Annotated in this window: 16 protein-coding genes and 1 pseudogene; 11 read left to right on the top strand and 6 right to left on the bottom strand. The window is 64.2% G+C overall.

Annotated features, from left to right (window positions below):
* Positions 1-77 precede the first annotated feature (77 nt).
* The 5 genes from EN808_RS20820 to EN808_RS20800 all read left to right on the top strand — a co-directional run bounded on the left by EN808_RS20820 (position 78) and on the right by EN808_RS20800 (position 6,456).
* Positions 78-695, top strand: a complete 618-nt coding sequence (locus EN808_RS20820) for a TetR/AcrR family transcriptional regulator (protein ID WP_135916776.1) — start codon at positions 78-80, stop codon at positions 693-695.
* Positions 696-1,322: 627 nt separating this feature from the next.
* A complete protein-coding gene (locus tag EN808_RS20815; RefSeq protein ID WP_135916775.1) occupies positions 1,323-2,519 on the top strand; it encodes an acyltransferase in 1,197 nt (398 codons plus the stop codon).
* Positions 2,520-2,521: 2 nt separating this feature from the next.
* A complete protein-coding gene (locus EN808_RS20810) occupies positions 2,522-3,625 on the top strand; it encodes a glycosyltransferase family 2 protein (protein WP_127870329.1) in 1,104 nt (367 codons plus the stop codon).
* A gap of 8 nt (positions 3,626-3,633) precedes the next feature.
* Positions 3,634-4,662, top strand: coding sequence for a glycosyltransferase (locus EN808_RS20805; protein ID WP_135866073.1), 1,029 nt, complete (start codon positions 3,634-3,636; stop codon positions 4,660-4,662).
* 6 nt (positions 4,663-4,668) lie between these two features.
* The gene (locus EN808_RS20800; protein ID WP_189524149.1) at positions 4,669-6,456 is read left to right on the top strand and encodes an ABC transporter ATP-binding protein; all 1,788 of its coding nucleotides are present in this window, start codon (positions 4,669-4,671) and stop codon (positions 6,454-6,456) included.
* Positions 6,457-6,512: 56 nt separating this feature from the next.
* Here EN808_RS20800 and EN808_RS20795 read toward each other — a convergent pair whose 3' ends face one another.
* Both EN808_RS20795 and EN808_RS20790 read right to left on the bottom strand, forming a co-directional pair.
* On the bottom strand, positions 6,513-6,770 hold the full coding sequence (locus EN808_RS20795; RefSeq protein ID WP_135916773.1) for a hypothetical protein: 258 nt from the start codon (positions 6,768-6,770) through the stop codon (positions 6,513-6,515).
* A 108-nt stretch (positions 6,771-6,878) separates the two neighbouring features.
* On the bottom strand, positions 6,879-7,622 hold the full coding sequence (locus EN808_RS20790) for a thioredoxin family protein (RefSeq protein ID WP_127280553.1): 744 nt from the start codon (positions 7,620-7,622) through the stop codon (positions 6,879-6,881).
* A gap of 292 nt (positions 7,623-7,914) precedes the next feature.
* Between EN808_RS20790 and EN808_RS20785 the strand changes: the two genes are divergently transcribed.
* The 3 genes from EN808_RS20785 (at position 7,915) to EN808_RS20775 (ending at position 10,788) form a co-directional block, all read left to right on the top strand.
* The gene (locus tag EN808_RS20785) at positions 7,915-9,135 is read left to right on the top strand and encodes a helix-turn-helix domain-containing protein (RefSeq protein ID WP_135866082.1); all 1,221 of its coding nucleotides are present in this window, start codon (positions 7,915-7,917) and stop codon (positions 9,133-9,135) included.
* Between the two features lie 86 nt (positions 9,136-9,221).
* Positions 9,222-9,854, top strand: coding sequence for a PQQ-binding-like beta-propeller repeat protein (locus tag EN808_RS20780; RefSeq protein ID WP_127870335.1), 633 nt, complete (start codon positions 9,222-9,224; stop codon positions 9,852-9,854).
* Between the two features lie 103 nt (positions 9,855-9,957).
* Positions 9,958-10,788, top strand: a complete 831-nt coding sequence (locus EN808_RS20775) for an aldo/keto reductase (protein ID WP_135916772.1) — start codon at positions 9,958-9,960, stop codon at positions 10,786-10,788.
* A gap of 82 nt (positions 10,789-10,870) precedes the next feature.
* On the opposite strand, the gene EN808_RS20770 is transcribed toward EN808_RS20775, so the two are convergent.
* Positions 10,871-11,194: an endonuclease domain-containing protein gene (locus EN808_RS20770; RefSeq protein WP_245525108.1), complete on the bottom strand. Its 324-nt coding sequence runs from the start codon at positions 11,192-11,194 to the stop codon at positions 10,871-10,873.
* Positions 11,195-11,370: 176 nt separating this feature from the next.
* Positions 11,371-11,679 carry a hypothetical protein gene (locus EN808_RS20765; protein ID WP_027146346.1) on the bottom strand — a complete coding sequence of 103 codons (309 nt, stop codon included), beginning with the start codon at positions 11,677-11,679 and terminating at the stop codon, positions 11,371-11,373.
* A 197-nt stretch (positions 11,680-11,876) separates the two neighbouring features.
* Here EN808_RS20765 and EN808_RS20760 point away from each other — a divergent pair, with 197 nt between their 5' ends.
* The 3 genes from EN808_RS20760 to EN808_RS20750 all read left to right on the top strand — a co-directional run bounded on the left by EN808_RS20760 (position 11,877) and on the right by EN808_RS20750 (position 15,228).
* Positions 11,877-12,569 (top strand): glutathione S-transferase family protein, encoded by a 693-nt coding sequence (locus EN808_RS20760; RefSeq protein ID WP_189524145.1) that lies wholly within the window; start codon positions 11,877-11,879, stop codon positions 12,567-12,569.
* A 334-nt stretch (positions 12,570-12,903) separates the two neighbouring features.
* Positions 12,904-14,406 (top strand): ATP-binding protein, encoded by a 1,503-nt coding sequence (locus tag EN808_RS20755; protein ID WP_127279059.1) that lies wholly within the window; start codon positions 12,904-12,906, stop codon positions 14,404-14,406.
* Between the two features lie 6 nt (positions 14,407-14,412).
* Complete coding sequence (locus EN808_RS20750; RefSeq protein WP_127870339.1) at positions 14,413-15,228, top strand: hypothetical protein; 816 nt, start codon at positions 14,413-14,415, stop codon at positions 15,226-15,228.
* A 26-nt stretch (positions 15,229-15,254) separates the two neighbouring features.
* Here the strand turns inward: EN808_RS20750 and EN808_RS20745 are convergent.
* Together EN808_RS20745 and EN808_RS20740 are read right to left on the bottom strand one after the other, a co-directional pair.
* Positions 15,255-15,350: pseudogene (locus tag EN808_RS20745) on the bottom strand (protein usg); the annotation flags it as partial.
* 250 nt (positions 15,351-15,600) lie between these two features.
* On the bottom strand, positions 15,601-16,476 hold the full coding sequence (locus EN808_RS20740) for a hypothetical protein (protein ID WP_135916770.1): 876 nt from the start codon (positions 16,474-16,476) through the stop codon (positions 15,601-15,603).
* Positions 16,477-16,599 lie beyond the last annotated feature (123 nt).

Below are 16,599 nucleotides of genomic sequence, written 5' to 3'. Positions count from 1 at the left end.
ACGGAGGCGCCTCCGTTTATTTACGTGGGGGCTGGCCAGGCATGGTTCAAGCCCTCATATCCCTGGTGGAGAAAAAATTGGCTTTTGAGCCCGCCACAACCGTCGACCAAAAACCCGCCGCCGCCGACAAGCCGTTGCGCGCGGACGCGCAACGCAACCGTGACCGGCTGGTCGAGATGGCGGCTTCGGTCTTCGCCGAGCGCGGCATCGACGCCTCGCTGGAGGAGATCGCCCGGCGCGCCAGCGTCGGCATCGGCACGCTCTACCGCCATTTCCCTACGCGCGAGCATCTGGTCGAGGTGGTCTATCGCCGCGAGGTGGAGGGGTTGTGCGCAGCGGCTGGCGAGCTTGCGGCAAAACATCCCTCGGATGTCGCGCTGGAAGAATGGATGCGCCGCTTCGTCGACTATATCGCCACCAAGCGCGGCCTGGCGACCAGCCTGCGCATCCTTCTCACCACCAATTCGACGCTGTTTTCCGACACGTCGGGACGAGTGTCGCAGGCGCTGCGGCAACTGGTGGATGCGGCGGTCGCCGACGGCACCATCCGCGGCGACGTCGATGCCTCCGACGTGCTGCACGCGCTGGGCGGCATCTACTCGGCACCCGACACCCCTGAATGGCGCGACCGCTCGCGCCGGCTGGTCAAGCTGTTGATGGATGGCTTGCGGTTCGGGGCTGTAAAGGCGGGATGAAGAGGCGCCTGGACTGCACCAGACGCGCCAGTCCCGGCTTTCGATTCTGAGCGGTGATCGGTTATGCTGCGCCGCAAAACACCAATTATCTCATATGTTTCTCTGTCTCTAATTTGTTATAAATCGCATATTGAAAATATAATTTTCGACGATTCATAGAGAAATTTGGATGTTTCTTCCGGGTGCAACCGGGAATATGTGCGGCTTTACCCGAACAACCTCATGCACTCCGCGCGATCAACGGCCACCTTGGCGTTAGCGGCTAAATCAGGGCGGTTTTTAGTCATTTCCTAGCCTTCCATTCACAAAACTATTTCAGCGCGGTAAATCTTTTGTGTTGCGCTGCACCATTCCGTGGAAGCACTCATTGGCCAACTGGAAACGCGCGGCGAAGGGTTCCGTCAAGTTGACCAACTTGAGCTTTCCGCTGGCAGACATCCGATATCGGACCCGTCCCGGACGGGCTCGTGGAGCGCGGATTTGGCATTGTCGGCGCTTTGGCGAACGTGAGCGGCGGCAAGGATGCGGGTCGTCCGTTGCGAACCATCCCTTTGACTCCCGAAGCCGGGAATCCGTGATGATAACCCGGCAGCCTCATCAGAGATGTTCCGCCGGGGGAAGCGGCTGATGGGAAACTCTCGCGATACCCAGCTGGACGGATTGAGGGCCATCGCCGTCACGTTGGTGCTGTATTCCCATTTCTTCGCGGCGGGAGGCTCTTCTTTCTGGGGCCACATCGGCGTGCGGCTGTTCTTCGTGCTGAGCGGCTTTCTCATCACGCGCCTTCTCCTGGAAGCGCGTTCGGCGGCTGAATTTGAGGCCGCGCCCGCGCTGAGATCCTTCTACATCAGGCGGGCACTGCGAATATTCCCGCCCTATTTTGCCGTGCTGGGCGTCGTCTGGATGGTTGACCTGGAGCATTCCAGGGGATCGCTGATCTGGCATGCGCTTTACCTGTCGAATTTCTGGTACGCGCTGCGCAATGACTGGTCGCCCTGGCTGCTTTGCCATTTCTGGAGCCTGAGCATCGAGGAGCAGTTCTATATCGCCTGGCCGCTGGTCGTCTTGCTGGCGCCACGCCGCCGCCTCGAGGCGATCTGCATCGGCGTCATCGTGCTGTCATTGTCGTATCGCTTTTACTGGCCGATCACTGGAACCCCCGCGCTGGCGCGCGATCTGCTTCCACCGGCTTCCATGGACGCGCTCGCCTCGGGTGCGTGGCTTGCCGTCTACCGAACCAGGGCCACCGTCTTGCCACAGTGGTTACGGCTTGGCTGGCCGGCGCTCGCGGTCGCGTTTTTCGCCCTGCAGTGGTTTGCTCCGGCGCCGCCGGACACTGTCCAGGAATGGGGCCGCTGGCTGCTGTCGCAAATCCTTCCGCTCGGGCCTCTCGTGATGATCGTCGCGAGTTGTTCTCGAGGCCATCGGGGGTACCGGGGCTGGCTTCTCGAACTGCCGCCGCTCACCGCCCTTGGCCGCGTCAGCTATGGCGTCTATCTGTACCACCCCATACTCCTGTCGTTGGCCGTCAAGTCCCAGCCGTGGATCCCCGTCAACGTCTCGGAGCAGGGGGCGGGTCGGTTCCTGGTTGCTGGAACGGCCACCCTTATCCTGGCGTCGGTATCGTGGCTGGTTTTCGAAAAGCCGCTCAACAGCTTCAAGCGCTACTTTCCCTATGTCGCGCCAGGAGCTGGCACGCGCATCCAGGCCCGCGCCGACACGACCGACGCCGGATGGCCCAGAGGCGCGGCAGGGGCTTATCCCGGTGGCTTGCTCGATGGCCGCGAGGCGGCAGGCGATCTTCAACGAACGGATCGGAGCTGACCATGGCCGCTCCCCTGGTATCCGTTCTGCTGCCGGTCTACAACGCGGGACCCTATCTCAGCACCGCGCTCGGCAGCATCCTGCGGCAGGACCACGATCGCCTGGAGGTCATTGCGATCGACGACGGCTCGACGGACAACTCCCTGCAAATCCTGCAGCGGCACCGGCAGGCCGACAATCGGATCTCCATCATCTCCCGCGAAAACCGGGGCCTCATCGCAACCCTCAACGAGGGTTTGGCTGTCGCTCGGGGCGACCTTATCGCCAGGATGGACGCGGACGATATCGCCTATCCGTCACGCCTGTCGCGCCAGGTGGCGCTGTTCGACCGGCAGCCCGATCTCGCTCTGTGTGGCGCCGGCTTCGATACCTTGCTTCGCAACCGCGTCGCCAAGGGTACACCCGATCCGGTCTTCCGGTTCGGCCAGCTCCGTATATTGTCGATGTTCTTCACGATATTCATGCACTCCACGGTTGTATACAACCGGAAAGTCATAAAGGACGACGTTCTATTCTACGACCCGAAATACAAACATGCCGAGGATTTCGACCTCTTCAGGCGGCTCGCCGATCGTTACCCGGCGGCGATGATCCCCGAAAACCTGATCGTCTACCGTATCCATGACGGGAGCGTAACGAGCAGGCACAGGAAGGAGATGCGCCGGACACATCTGACGATCGTGGCCGAGAACCTCGAGCGGGAAGGCCTGGCACAGGATACGCGCGATCTGCGCGACATCGGCGAGGCCGTTTCGACCGACACGGTTCGCCGGGCCGCGGCGTTCATTCTTGCACTCGAGGCAAGGATCTCCGCGCTGCCGACGGAAACGCGGCCGAGTTTTGCGGCCGGCGCGTTGAACCTGTTCTATTTCCTCTACCAACTGATAGGCGACGAAATGCAACCTCCGCTGACGCACGAATTCCTGACGCGGACCGCGAAATGGAATTTCATTCGACGCCGCGAAAAGTACGCGTTGCGTCCCGCCGCCTACGCGCCATGGTTCAGTCTCGTCTCGATGTCGGCCGGCCGCCAGGCGGACGCCGTGGCGCGGTACCTGAAATCCGCGCCTGCCGCGGCGGTCCTGGCGTCCCATCAGTTGAGCTAGCGGCAGGGATGACCGTCAAAGCCCGCCCACCCACGCAGCGCCATCGCCGGACGGAGCTTGTCCCCGTCGATCCCCGGCCCGAGCGGTCGCCGCCGGCGGTCAGCTTCATCATATGCACGCGCAACCGTGTCGCCGTGCTCGAGACTTGCATCAGGTCGGTCCAAAGCGCGTGCCGCGCCCATGCCGGCTTCGCGGCCGAACTCGTGGTCGTCGACAATGGTTCGGTCGACCGCACGGCGGAGCGCCTGGCCGGCATCGCCGAAATATCCGATATCCCGTTCACAGCCGTGCGCGAGCCGCGCCCCGGATTGGCCGCCGCCCGCAACGCCGGTGTGGCGCGCGCGCGCGGCCGCGTGCTGGTCTTCGTCGATGATGATTGCGAGGTCGATGGCGATTACCTCCGCGATCTGGAACGACACTATGCTTCCGGCGAACAATGGCTCATCCGTGGCGGCTGCGTCGAACTCGGCGATCCCAGGGATTTGCCGTTCACGATCAAGCGCTCGCGGGTGCGCGAGCGGCTCACCCCCGATGTTCATCCGGGCGGCTTCGTGCTTGGCTGCAACATGGTGATGCACCGCGATGTCGCGGCCCGTATCGGTCATTTCGACGAACGGTTCGGCGCCGGCGGCCCGCTGCGGTCAGCGGAAGACACGGATTACCTTGTTCGAGCGATGCTGCTCGGCATCCCGGTCGAATATGTGCCCGATATGACAGTTTTCCATCATCATGGCCGGCGAGACCGCAAATCGATCGAAAAGCTCCACCGCGACTACAGCTTCGGCAATGGCGCCCTTTGCCTGAAACATGTCCGCCATGCGCCCTGGCTGCTTCGCCATTTCTATTGGGCCACGAGAGGGGCTTTGCGGGAGTTGGCGGGTGGTCCGCGGTTCGACCGCGAACTCCAGCTGTCGCATTGGCCGATCGTCGTCATGAATCTGACCGGCGCGGCCAGATTTGCGGCTCTTTTGCTGGCGAGATGGCCGCAAGAAGTGCAAGTGCCGCAGGATCGGCAGGCAGATGCCCAGGCGAGGTGACAGGCCATAATGCGATTTTTGCCGCCAAGCTTGCCGATGCTGGGTCGCGCGCTCGGAACGAAGCAGTTGCGACTGCTTCCGGCCGTGGTGGTTCTTGGTCTTGTCGGCGCCGCCCTCGAAGGGTTCGGCATAGGCTTGATCATCCCCTTGCTGGGCATAATCATGGGACACGCGGATGCGGCCGGAATGGCCGGCTTGTCCGCCGTCTTTCAGTATTTCGGATCGGGCCTGGACGAGCGCGACCGGCTGATCGTCATTTCGGTCGCCATCCTCGGCTCGATCATCCTGAAGAACGTGTTCGCATTCGCGAACACGCTGCTCACCACCTTCATTTACGGCAAGGCAAGCCATTCGATCCGCAGCGCGCTGTCGGAGCAGCTCCTCAGGATAGGTTACCCGTTCTTCCTGCAGCAAAGTCCCGGACGGCTGCTCAACATCATCTCGAACGAATCCTGGCGGGCATCGGATGCGATCCAGATCATGCTGTCGGCCATCGTCAGCGCATCGGCGGCCATCATCCTGCTGGCGTTCCTGCTCCTGCTGTCGTGGCAGATGACACTGTTGGTCACATTGGGCCTGGCCCTCATCCAGGTCGTCCATGCCGTTCTCTCGGCCAATCTGAAAGCGCCCAGCCGCAGCGTCGCCTCCCGCAACAGCGATCTCGCATCGCAGATGCTGCACCTTGTCCATGCCGGGCGCCTGATCCGTATCTTCGGACAGGAGAGCCGCGAGCAAGCGGTGTTCGACCAGGCATCGGACGCGGTTCGCCGGGCTGCTTTCGTCCTGCTTACCCGGCAGGGGGCGTTGCCACCGCTGACCGAGGTTCTCCATGCGATGCTGTTCCTTGCGGTGGTGATCGGCGCATGGTTCGCCAATGTGAGCTTCCCGCTGATCGTCGCATTCGTCATCCTGCTCTACCGGCTGCAGCCGCATATGCGGGCTTTGCAAATGTCGTGGAGCCAGCTGCAAGGCTTGAGCGGGTCGCTCGAAGAGGTCGATTGGATGCTGGATCCGGCGGACAAGCCCAAGCCTCCGCAAGGCGACGGGCCATTCCACGGTTTGCGGCAAGGGATCAGCTTCGACGACGTGGCATTTACCTATTCCGGCACGGACGCACGCGCGGCGGCGCTGCATTCGGCGACTTTCGATATCCGAAGCGGCCGCTCGACGGCGCTCATCGGCCGGTCGGGCGCGGGCAAGACGACGATCGTCAATCTCCTGTGCCGCTTTGTCGAGCCGAGCTCCGGGGGGATTCTTGTCGATGGATCGCCGCTCGACCGGATCGAACCCAGCCAGTGGCGAAGGCACGTCGCGCTTGCCAGCCAGGAGCTGGAACTGGTGGACGGCACCATTTCCGAGAACATAACCTACGGCCAGGATGGCGCCACGAGCAGCGATGCCGAGCGTGCCGCGAGACTGGCCGAAGCGCATGAGTTCATTGAACATCTGCCCCAGGGCTACGATACCGTCGTCGGCTACAGGGGTGTCAATCTGTCAGCGGGACAAAGGCAGCGGATCGCCTTGGCGAGGGCGCTGGTGCGCGATCCTGATCTGCTCATCCTGGACGAAGCCACGAATGCCGTGGACGGACTGTCGGAAGCGGCGATCGTCGAGACGTTGAAGTCGAGAGCCGGCCGCCGCACGACCCTCGTGATCAGCCATCACCACAGCACCATCTCGTTCTGCGATGACGTGGTGATCCTGAGCGGCGGCCGTGTGAAGAAGCAGGCCCCATTCGCGGCCCTGGCGTCGCTCAGCATGGATGAGCTTTACCAGCATGAACCGACCCTCTGACAGGTCCGAGGCCCTGTCTCTCTCCGGCCTGTGGTGGGGTTACAGGGCGGCGGCCGTTACCGGGCCCGCCGGCCGGAAACCACCCGCAGCCAGGGCGTCAGATGGAAGGCGCTCATCAGGAGATACATTGCCGGCATGCCGGTAAGAGGCGAGGCGCCCATGCACAGCATGGCGGCGCCACCGCCCTGAAGACAGGAGACCAGCGCCATCAGGGCGAAAGTCGGCGCCGCGGCGAGGCACAGCCAGTCGGCGATGCCGGGGATGGCGGTGTTTTCGGGGGTCGCGCTTCCGGAGCCGGAATGAATGTCGCTCATGGTCTTTTCCCTTGATGGTTGGCAAGGAGCTGGGTTCCTCTCCCCCGCTCCGCGAGGAAGAGGAAACCAGGCAGGATGGGGCGTGCCACCCTTTCCCGCCATGCGCTGCTACTCGCTCTTGTCGCGGAACGCGGCCTCGCCGGCGGCTGACACTTCGGCCCATTTCTTGTCGGCCCCAGCTTCGTAATTGTCGTGCCAGTTCCACCAGCTGTAGAGCGGGGTCTGCGGGTAGCCTTCGGGCGAGTCCTCCCAGGTCTCCTGGCGGCCGAGCGGGGTGACGTCGAGATAGCTCCAGACAGTACCCAACGCCTCGTCGCCGCGGTTGTTGATGAAATAGGTGCGGAAGATGCGGTCGCCATCATGAATGAACACGTTGTGGCCGTGCCATTCGTCGACGCCGAAGTCTTTGTCGAAGCTGTCGGTGATGGTGTACCAGGGAATCTCCCAGCCCATCCGCTGCTTCAGCCGTGCAATGTCGGCCTGCGGGGCGCGCGAAGCGTAGGCGAGCGTGGTGTTGCGGGCGTTGAGATGGGCGAGGTGACCGACCTGGTCGGCGCCGAGCGAGCAGCCGCGGCAAGCGTGATCGGGCCAGCCATAGACGCCGGGCTCGAAGAAGGCGCGGTAGACGATCAACTGGCGGCGGCCTTCGAACAGGTCGAGCAGGCTGACCTTGCCGTCGGGGCCATCGAAAACATAGGCCTTGTCCACTTCCGTCCACGGCATGCGGCGGCGTTCGGCCGACAGCGCATCCCTGGCGCGCATCGTCGCCTTCTCCTTCACCAACATCGCTTTGTGAGCGGCTTCCCAGTCTTGCCGTGAAACGATCGGTGGCATCTTCATCGTCATGTTCATTGGTCTTCTCCTTTGCCAGTCGTGGCGTCGTTGCGGTGTGGTGTTGCCTGGGAATGTCGGGGCGTTGCGGGCGCGGCGAAATCCGCGAGTTCCGGCCCGGCGCAGCAGGGGTGGCGTGCGGCGTGCTTGGCCGTATCATTCGCCGTGGCGAGGTCGAGGTCGGTGGAGGCAGGCATTTTCTGGTTCTCCCTTGCGTGCCGTCATTGCCGGCACGACTTGCTGGTTGACGGTACTGACTTAAGGTAGGGCAGCGCCGCGCCGAGGTGGGAGTTACAAGTGTGACGGGATTTGAATGGACTCGCTGATCAACGCGGCGGCGCTGGCGCTGGCTTCCGGCGATGCGCTCGGCGCGCTCGACCGCGTCGCCCTGCGCGAGGATGCGCCGGCGCTGGCGCTGCGCGGCATCGCCATGGCGCAGCTTGGCGACTTCGATCGCGCTAAGCTGTTGTTGCGGCGGGCCGCGCGCGCGTTCAACCCGAAAGAGGCCGTCGCGCGCGCCCGCTGCGTCGTCGCCGAGGCCGAGATCGCGCTGGTCTCGCGTGATCTCGGCTGGCCGGCCAAGGCGCTCGACGCGGCCCGCGCGGCACTGGAAAAGCATGGCGACCGGTTGAACGCGGCGCATGCCGGCCACCTCAAGGTGCGGCGGCTGCTCTTGATCGGCCGCCTCGACGAGGCCGAGCATGTGCTGGCCGGGCTCGACCCGGCGCCGCTTCCGCCGGCGGCCAGGGCCGCGCACGAGCTTGCCGTCGCCGGCATCGCCATGCGGCGCCTGCGGACCAGGCCGGCGCGCGCGGCGCTGGAATGGGCGCGCCATGCCGCCCACATAGCCGGCATTCCCGGCCTCATCGCGGAGGTCGAGAGCGCAAGCCAGGCGCTGGAGACGCCCGCGGCGCGGCTGATCACGCAGGGCAGGGAGCTGCCGGTGCTGCTCGAGGAGGTCGAGGCGTTGCAGGGATCGCCGGCGCTGATCGTCGATGCCTTCCGCTACGCCCTGCGCGGCGGCGGGGTCACGATCTCGCTGGCGAGCCGGCCTGTGCTGTTCGCCCTGGCGCGGACGCTCGCCGAAGCCTGGCCAGGGGACGTGTCGCGGGGGGAACTCGTGGCGCGGGCCTTCGGCGGCAGGCATGCCGATGAATCGCATCGCGCGCGCCTGCGCGTCGAGATCGGGCGGCTGCGCGCGGAGCTTCGCCCACTGGCCGGCATCAGCGCCACCAAACATGGCTTCACGCTGGCGCCGCGCCAGGCGCACGCGGTGATGGTGCTGGCGCGGCCGATCGAGGAGCGGCACGCGGCCGTGCTTGCCTTGCTCGCCGACGGCGAGGCCTGGTCGAGCTCGGCCCTGGCGCTGGCGCTCGGAACCGGCCAGCGCAGCGTGCAGCGGGCGCTCGAGCCGCTTGCCGAGGCCGGCAAGGTGCAGTCCTTCGGCCATGGCCGGGCGCGCCGCTGGATGACGCCGCCGGTGGCTGGATTCACGACCACCTTGTTACTCCCCGCGCCGCTGCCAGATGGCTAAGGTGCATTGATATTCAGACTCTCGACCCACCTTGGAACATGATCCCAGACGTCAGCGGGATGACGACCACCATCGAGGACAAAGACATGAAGCATTCGGCGGCCGAAATCCTGAGGGAATACGGACCTTTTCCCGGCGCCAAGACGGTGGCCGGGGTGAGCTTTGACGGCAAGAACGTCTGGTTCGCCTCGGGCGACAGGCTGAATGCCTTCGATCCGGAGAGCGGACAGGCGTTGCGTTCGATCGATGTCGCGGCGCATGCCGGCACCGCCTATGACGGCCGGCATTTTTTCCAGCTCGCCAAGGACCGCATCCAGAAGATCGATCCCGATACGGGCGAGGTGCTTTCCACCATTCCGGCACCCGGCAATGGCGGCGATTCCGGGCTGACCTGGGCCGAGGGCACGCTGTGGGTAGGGCAGCACCGGGAGCGCAAGATCCACCAGATCGATCCCGAGACCGGAAAAATCCTGCGCACCATCGAATCCAACCGTTTCGTCACCGGGGTGACCTGGGTCGACGGCGAATTGTGGCACGCCACTTGGGAGGGCGACGAGAGCGATCTGCGCCGCGTCGACCCGCAAACGGGCAAGGTTCTGGAGAAGCTCGACATGCCTGCCGGCATGGGCGTCTCGGGGCTGGAATCCGATGGCGGCGACCGCCTCTTCTGCGGCAGCGGAAACGCCGGCGTGGTGAGGGCGGTGCGCCGGCCGAAGTGAGGGACGCGAATTTTCCCTCGGCGAATCTTCCCCCGGCGACTGGCCGTTGCGCGATGTCGAGCCTAGATAGGCTGGACCATTCCCCCCGCAAAAGGACCAGACCATGCCCGAACAGATCACGTTGAACGACGGCGCCGCCATTCCCCAGCTTGGCCTTGGTGTGTGGCAGGTCGATCACGACATCACCGCGCAAGTGGTGGGCTGGGCGATCGAGGCCGGCTACCGGCTGATCGATACCGCCGAGGGCTACCAGAACGAGGAAGGGGTCGGCGAGGCGATCCGCGCCGCCGGCGTGCCGGCAGCAGAGCTGTTCATCACCTCGAAACTGCGCAACGGCGCCCACCAGCGCGATGCGGCGCTGCGCGCCTTCGACGACACGATGAAGAAGCTCGGCGTCGAGCAGCTCGACCTGTTCCTGATCCATTGGCCGGTGGCCAGCCAGGACAAATATGTCGAGGCCTGGAAGACGCTCGTCGAGTTGAAGCAGGCCGGCCGCATCAAGTCGATCGGCGTCTCGAATTTCAATCCTGATCATCTGGAGCGCATCATCGGCGAGACGGGCGTGGTGCCAAGCGTCAACCAGGTGGAACTGCATCCGCGTTTCCAGCAGCGTGCGCTCAGGGAATTCCATGCCAAACACGACATCCATACGGAAAGCTGGAGCCCGCTGGGCAGCGGCAAGCTGCTCGGCGACCCGACCATTGCGGGCATTGCCAAGAAGCATGGGAAATCCGCCGCGCAGACCATGATCCGCTGGCATCTCCAGCAGGGGCTGATCGTCATCCCGAAATCGATCCGCCAGGATCGCATCGCGGCCAATTTCGACGTCTTCGATTTCGAACTGGACGCGCAGGACCTGAAGACGATCGCGGGCATGGATTCGGCCGACGGCCGCGGCGGTCCGAACCCGGCGACGGCGGCGTTCTTGTTTTAAAGCTGGCGTCGAAGCTGCCAATCTCCCCCCTCGTGGGGGAGATGCCCGGCAGGGCAGAGGGGGGCGCTGTCCCGCCAGCCTTTCATTCGATACCACCCAAACCCGCCATGATGACAATATGCTGGCTGACATTGTCGATGTCGCGGATGACATCGTCATTCCAAAACCGGAGCACGGTCCAGCCGTCCTGCTCCAGACGCCTCGTCCTGACAGTGTCGTTCACTGCAAGATCTGCATCACCATGCTGCGATCCATCGAGTTCGACGACGAGCTTCTTCTGCGGGCACGCAAAGTCGGCGATATAGCCGGCAATCGGAAATTGTCTTCGAAAGCCAAGCCCCATCAGCCGATGCGCGCGAAGTTCATTCCAGAGCTTCAACTCCGCGTCGGTCATGACCTTGCGCATCGATCGAGCATTCGCTCGGTTCTGTGGCGGCAATGGCGTATGAGGCATGGCAGTTTCGATTGTGATTGAGGTTGGCGCTCTACGGCGCCCCCCTCTGTCCTGCCGGACATCTCCCCCACGAGGGGGGAGATTGGCGGTTTCGGCGATTTCGCCAATCGCAGAGGGGAGGAAGAGCGCTAAATCCCCGAGCCGTCCAGCTGTTGCGCGTCATCGCCCTCCCAGGGTGCCGGCATCGAGGCGCCTCGGCTGAGATTGGCCGAGGGCATCGGCATCCAGCATTTCAGCTCCGGCTCGGCATATTCGACGACGCGGCCAGGCGAGGAATCGGAAGCGCGCCAGCCTTCCTCACCGAATTGATCGGCGCGTGACCAGTAGGCAAGGTCGACTTCCGCTGGCCCCTGTTCGGATGGGCGGACCGTAACGAGGATCCGGCTGCCGTCTTTCGGCGCGCTGGACATGTGGCGCCAGCGGTCGGGCTCATCCATCGTTCTTCCTCCTGCCTTGCTGCGGGATGAAGTGTCGCCTCGCCATCGGAGACGGTCAACCCAAACTTTGCCCAACCCATCCTGTTTCGATGGCTGCTCGTTCCTCCCGCTCCCGTGGGATGTATGATTTGTCGGATTGCGCCAGCCGCATCCGTCCTTGATCTGACGATGGTCGCCGGGGGACAAGGAGAGCATTCATGAGTGACAGGGTCGAGGCGATGCCGGCTGGGGTGGAAACAAAACTGTTCTTCAGCCGCAATCCCAATCCGCGCCTGGCGGTCGCGGTGGCGCGTCATCTCGGGGCGAGGCTGACCTTCGAATTCGCATCGCCGTTCGCGCCGGGGCAAGCGGAGCGCTTCCGGCCGCTCAATCCCAACCTTTCCCTTCCAATACTGGCGTGGCCGGGCGGCAGCCTGTGGGAGGCCGACGCCATAGCCTGCCGGTTGTCGCGCGACATGGGTTCGGATTTCTGGCGCGGCGGTGAGGATGAGCCCGACATGATCCGCTGGCTGAGCTGGGGCAAGGAGAATTTCGCGCGGGCCTGCGACATGGTGCATTTCGAGCGCGGCACCAAGCAGCGCTACGGGCTGGGCCCAATCGATCATCAGTTGGTCGAGGAGGGGCTGAAGCTTTTTCAAGCGACGGCGGCGATCCTGGAGACAGCGCTCGTCGGCAGGCAATGGCTGGTCGGCAACTCGGTCTCCTATGCCGACTTCCGCATGGCGACGTTCCTGCCGTTCAACGACGTCGCCGGGCTGCCGCTCGGTGATTATCCCGCTCTTACCCGCTGGTATCGCCGGCTCGAAGCCGTCGAAGCCTGGCGTGATCCCTTCAAGGGGCTGGCCGCACCGCACTTGCCGCCGGTGCCACGGCAGGATGCGATGAGGTGACGGACAGAACTGACGACCGGCGCATACACAGAGGAACTTGAAGACGCCGGCCGCCATTTGGGGCGTTGGGTGCATCACGTTGGGGCACGATGCAGGGTCAGGTTAGGCGGATGCCTGGTGCCCGCAATCGGAACACCGGCCCATGGTGAACAGAGGGTTACTATCCACAGGCCCGAGGCAATAACCGGCAGGCGATGCGCGGGTTTGCGGCCGTCCATCGTGGCCATGTCATCATTGTCTCGGCTGTGCGCAACGCGAATCGCTTGGCCTGCGCGGCTCGACGGGCCGCGATCGGGTTGATAAGCCCGTCTGCGAAGGAGCCGATGAGTCTGGCATGACCGTTGCGATCGAGATGGGACACACGACGGCGGGCGCTCCGGCGAAGCTCGATCTCGAGGAGCTGCTGGCGACCCGCCTGCTGGTGCAGGGCAATTCGGGCTCCGGCAAGTCGCATCTGTTGCGGCGCCTGCTCGAACAGAGCGCGCCCTGGGTGCAGCAGACCATCATCGACCCCGAAGGCGACTTCGTTTCGCTGGGCGAGCGTTACGGCCATCTGGTGATCGATGCCGAGGAGCACACCGAGCGCGGCCTGCAGGCGGCCGGCGAGCGGGCGCGCATCCACCGTGTTTCAACCGTGCTCAACCTCGAAGGGCTCGACGCCGAGAACCAGATGCGGCGCGCCGCTGCCTTCCTTGGCGGGCTGTTCGAGGTCGCGCGCGACCATTGGTACCCGATGCTGGTGGTGGTCGACGAGGCGCAGCTTTTCGCGCCGGCGGTGGCCGGCGAGGTTTCCGACGAAGCGCGAAAACTCTCGCTCGGCGCCATGACCAATCTGATGTGCCGTGGCCGCAAGCGCGGGCTTGCCGGCATCATCGCCACGCAGCGGCTGGCCAAGCTCGCCAAGAACGTCGCGGCGGAAGCCTCCAACTTCCTCATGGGCCGCACCTTCCTCGATATCGACATGGCGCGCGCCGCCGATCTGCTCGGCATGGAGCGGCGGCAAGCGGAGGCCTTTCGCGACCTGGAGCGCGGACAGTTCATGGCGCTGGGGCCGGCGCTGTCGCGCCGCCCGCTCGGCCTACGCATCGGCCCGACCGACACCAGCCCGCGCAACGGCACGCCCAGGCTGATGGCGATGCCGGAATCCGCTCTCGAGGACGCCCGCGCGATCATCCTGGCCGCCCCGCCGCCCGAGACGATGCGCGCGCCGCGCCGGGTGGCGTCGCCGGATCTGCTGGAGCAGCTGATGGCGGCGAAATCGGCGCCGCGCGACATTCGGCCCGAACCGGCCGAGCCCGCGCCCAGCGCCGAGGATCTGGCCGAACGGCGCGAGCGGATGGACCGCATCCTGCGCGCCATCCTGGCCGAACCCGATGCGGGATTTCGCGTCATCGGCGTCCTCTACCAGGAATTCGTCGTGCGCTGCCGCATCGAGGGACTGGCTTCGGTCATACCCGATCTCCAGGAATTTCGCCGCATGCTGACACGCGCCCGTGCCGGGGTGGGGTCCGACATGGCCGAGGATGACGCGTGGCGGGATGTTTCGGTGCGCGCCTCACTGCTGCCAGAGGACATGCAGGGCGTGTTCATGATGATCGCGCGCGCGGCGAAGGAGGGCTGGCCGTGCCCGAGCGATGGCGCGATCGCCCGCGCCTATGGGTCGCACTCCATGCGCCGGGCCCGGCGGCTGCTGACCTATATCGAGGAGCAGGGCCTCATCGTCTGCCAGCTCGACGGCACGGGAAAGCGCACGGTGACGCTGGTCGAACTCGCCTGGGCCACCGCGCCGGGCGACCCCAACGCCGAGGCGGCGGAGCAGGGCAGCCTGGCGCTGTGAGGGCCGATGACTAGCCCAGGTCCCGGTGGATCGCGGACGCAGGCCGGCGGCACTGTCGCCCGGATCCGCATCATGGGGACGCCGAAATCGGGCACGAATCTCGCAAAACATCTGGTCGAGGCCTATCTCGGCGTGCCCGTCGTCTTTGACCAGGGTTTTTGGAAGCATGGGATCTTTCCGGCCCTGATGAACGGGCGCGCGCTGCAATATGGCGACTTGCCCATCATTGTCATGAGCAAGGACCCGATCACTCAGCTCCTGTCCTGGTTCCGTTTCACCAGGCACAACAGCATTTTGAGGCCGGCCAAACATTTCGGTTCGTTCCTGAACCAGCCCTTCGAAATCAGGCAGGATTTCACGCGGCCGCAGATGGAATACAGGTTCCGCGCACCCGCCGACTACTGGAACCAGTTCTACTTTGCTATGGAGGCGCTGCGCCGCACCGGCACGCCCGTGCATTTCGTATGCTATGAGCAACTCGTCGCGACCCCGGCCCTTTGCCTGAGTTCCATTTCCCGTTTCCTCGATCTGTCCACGCCGTTCGAAGCCAGCACCGACGTGACAATTCCACGCCACGCGCTTGTCTCGAGCAATGACATCGACCGGTCCGGGGACCCGGCCGCCAACGAGAGCCTGTTTAACCCCTCGCGGGCGGATCTGGCAGCCGCGTTGGCCAGGATCGGCTGGCGCAATGCGCACAGAATCCTGCGCGACATCGACGACGACGTGCTTGAGGCAACGGGCCGGGCCGGATTTCGCATGACCTGCAGGCAGGCGATCGGTCCCGCGGCGATATTGAGGTCGTTCATCGGCTTCTGGTGAGGCCTGCGTGCGCAACGACGCCGCCCTTACTGGACGGTGATAACACCGTCGACCGCTCGCCATTCCGATGGGGTGATGAGCCGGTGGTGGGCGATGTGGACGGAGTGAAGCGGTCCCTCCAAGCGCTCGGGGTGGCGCGCGGCCGCGACGCAGCACGCGTCATGGACGGCGGGATACTCGATCTGCAGGAGGCCCCATGCGTGGTCGCAATGAAGTCCTAGATATCGAGGATAAACTTGGCTATCGGGCCGCCGGGCGCCACCATCGGGCAGTTGGAAGGCAGCTCCACTTCTTTCGATATTGTTCCGGCGTTAGGCCATAGTTCCAGCGATCAGTTGGTTGCCGTCAAGACGGCCGGCGCCTCGGACAGGCTCAGCCGGTGAATGCCTTGAACTTGTCCTTGGAGGTCAGCAACACCTCCCCCTTGAACGAAATCGAGAAATCGCCCAGCTGGTACTGGCCTTGGTCGTTCTTGAGCAGGATGTCGCCAGTCACCTTGTTGGGGCCACCCTCGATGCCTTTGACTATCCTGGCGACGTAGCGCAGATTGCTCTTGGCAAAGAGCATATCGTTCCTGGCCAGTTGCTGCGCGAGAAGCTGGCGTTTCGAGTCGTCGCCGATGCCTTGCAGGCGTTTTTCAATGGCCTCGGGGGTGACACTCGCCAAGGCGCTGTTCAAAGCTGGCAAGGCCTTCTGCAGGCTGAACAGGGCATCGGAAGTCATCCTGCCGGCATCACCGTAGGTCAGGCTCTGGTTGCTGATCGCCTTGTTGGCCTGCGCCTGCGGGCTGCGGTCGGCAGCGGCCTCCATCTCGTCCTGGACGGCCCACATATAGTCATATTCTCCCATCGCCATCACCGTTTCCGGTGTCTCGCCCGTGGGGATGAAGTTGCGCGCAACGGTGGAATCTTCGTGTCGGCGGTCTGCCTCGACCATCGAGCCGATGAAGCGTGTATGCTCCGCTTGGAGTTCGTCAAAGTTGGCTTCGCCCGCGCGCAAAAAACGGTCTTGTGCCGTCGTGGTGGACGTTGCACTGATGGGTGAAGACGCCTGCGCCCCAGCGACCTGGCCAAAGCTGCCGAACGGATCGTATTCGGCGTCGTCCTCATCACCTGTTGCACCCGGACGAATGACAGGAGGCTCGGTCCGCAGCGCCGTGCCTGCTTTCGCGAACGCGGGCTGGTTGGCGCCTGCAAAGCCGCTCTTGGCCGACATCAGCTTCTGTATCGTAACGGTGAAATCCGGCATGATCCGCATCGAGCAAGCTCTCGTGTTTCACATGCCTTGTGCATGCGATTCACAGAATGAAGCATAGGCAGTTAATCAATGGTTCAAAGTGAACGCTGGCCGAAAACAAATAGCGGTATCCAA

The sequence above is a fragment of the Mesorhizobium sp. M8A.F.Ca.ET.165.01.1.1 genome (assembly GCF_004792065.1).
In the GTDB taxonomy this organism is placed as follows: Bacteria; Pseudomonadota; Alphaproteobacteria; order Rhizobiales; family Rhizobiaceae; genus Mesorhizobium.
Note: the sequence above shows the minus strand (reverse complement) of the source record. Positions and strands in the feature narration are given on the sequence as shown.

Bases quoted from the DNA above. Each gene is read 5' to 3' on its own strand.
- EN808_RS20740 (WP_135916770.1), bottom strand. From the start codon at position 16,476: ATGCCGGATTTCACCGTTACGATACAGAAGCTGATGTCGGCCAAGAGC.
- EN808_RS20790 (WP_127280553.1), bottom strand. From the start codon at position 7,622: ATGAACATGACGATGAAGATGCCACCGATCGTTTCACGGCAAGACTGG.
- EN808_RS20810 (WP_127870329.1), top strand. From the start codon at position 2,522: ATGGCCGCTCCCCTGGTATCCGTTCTGCTGCCGGTCTACAACGCGGGA.
- EN808_RS20765 (WP_027146346.1), bottom strand. From the start codon at position 11,679: ATGGATGAGCCCGACCGCTGGCGCCACATGTCCAGCGCGCCGAAAGAC.
- EN808_RS20815 (WP_135916775.1), top strand. From the start codon at position 1,323: ATGGGAAACTCTCGCGATACCCAGCTGGACGGATTGAGGGCCATCGCC.
- EN808_RS20795 (WP_135916773.1), bottom strand. From the start codon at position 6,770: ATGAGCGACATTCATTCCGGCTCCGGAAGCGCGACCCCCGAAAACACC.
- EN808_RS20785 (WP_135866082.1), top strand. From the start codon at position 7,915: ATGGACTCGCTGATCAACGCGGCGGCGCTGGCGCTGGCTTCCGGCGAT.
- EN808_RS20775 (WP_135916772.1), top strand. From the start codon at position 9,958: ATGCCCGAACAGATCACGTTGAACGACGGCGCCGCCATTCCCCAGCTT.
- EN808_RS20770 (WP_245525108.1), bottom strand. From the start codon at position 11,194: ATGCGCAAGGTCATGACCGACGCGGAGTTGAAGCTCTGGAATGAACTT.
- EN808_RS20750 (WP_127870339.1), top strand. From the start codon at position 14,413: ATGACTAGCCCAGGTCCCGGTGGATCGCGGACGCAGGCCGGCGGCACT.
- EN808_RS20760 (WP_189524145.1), top strand. From the start codon at position 11,877: ATGAGTGACAGGGTCGAGGCGATGCCGGCTGGGGTGGAAACAAAACTG.
- EN808_RS20805 (WP_135866073.1), top strand. From the start codon at position 3,634: ATGACCGTCAAAGCCCGCCCACCCACGCAGCGCCATCGCCGGACGGAG.
- EN808_RS20755 (WP_127279059.1), top strand. From the start codon at position 12,904: ATGACCGTTGCGATCGAGATGGGACACACGACGGCGGGCGCTCCGGCG.
- EN808_RS20780 (WP_127870335.1), top strand. From the start codon at position 9,222: ATGAAGCATTCGGCGGCCGAAATCCTGAGGGAATACGGACCTTTTCCC.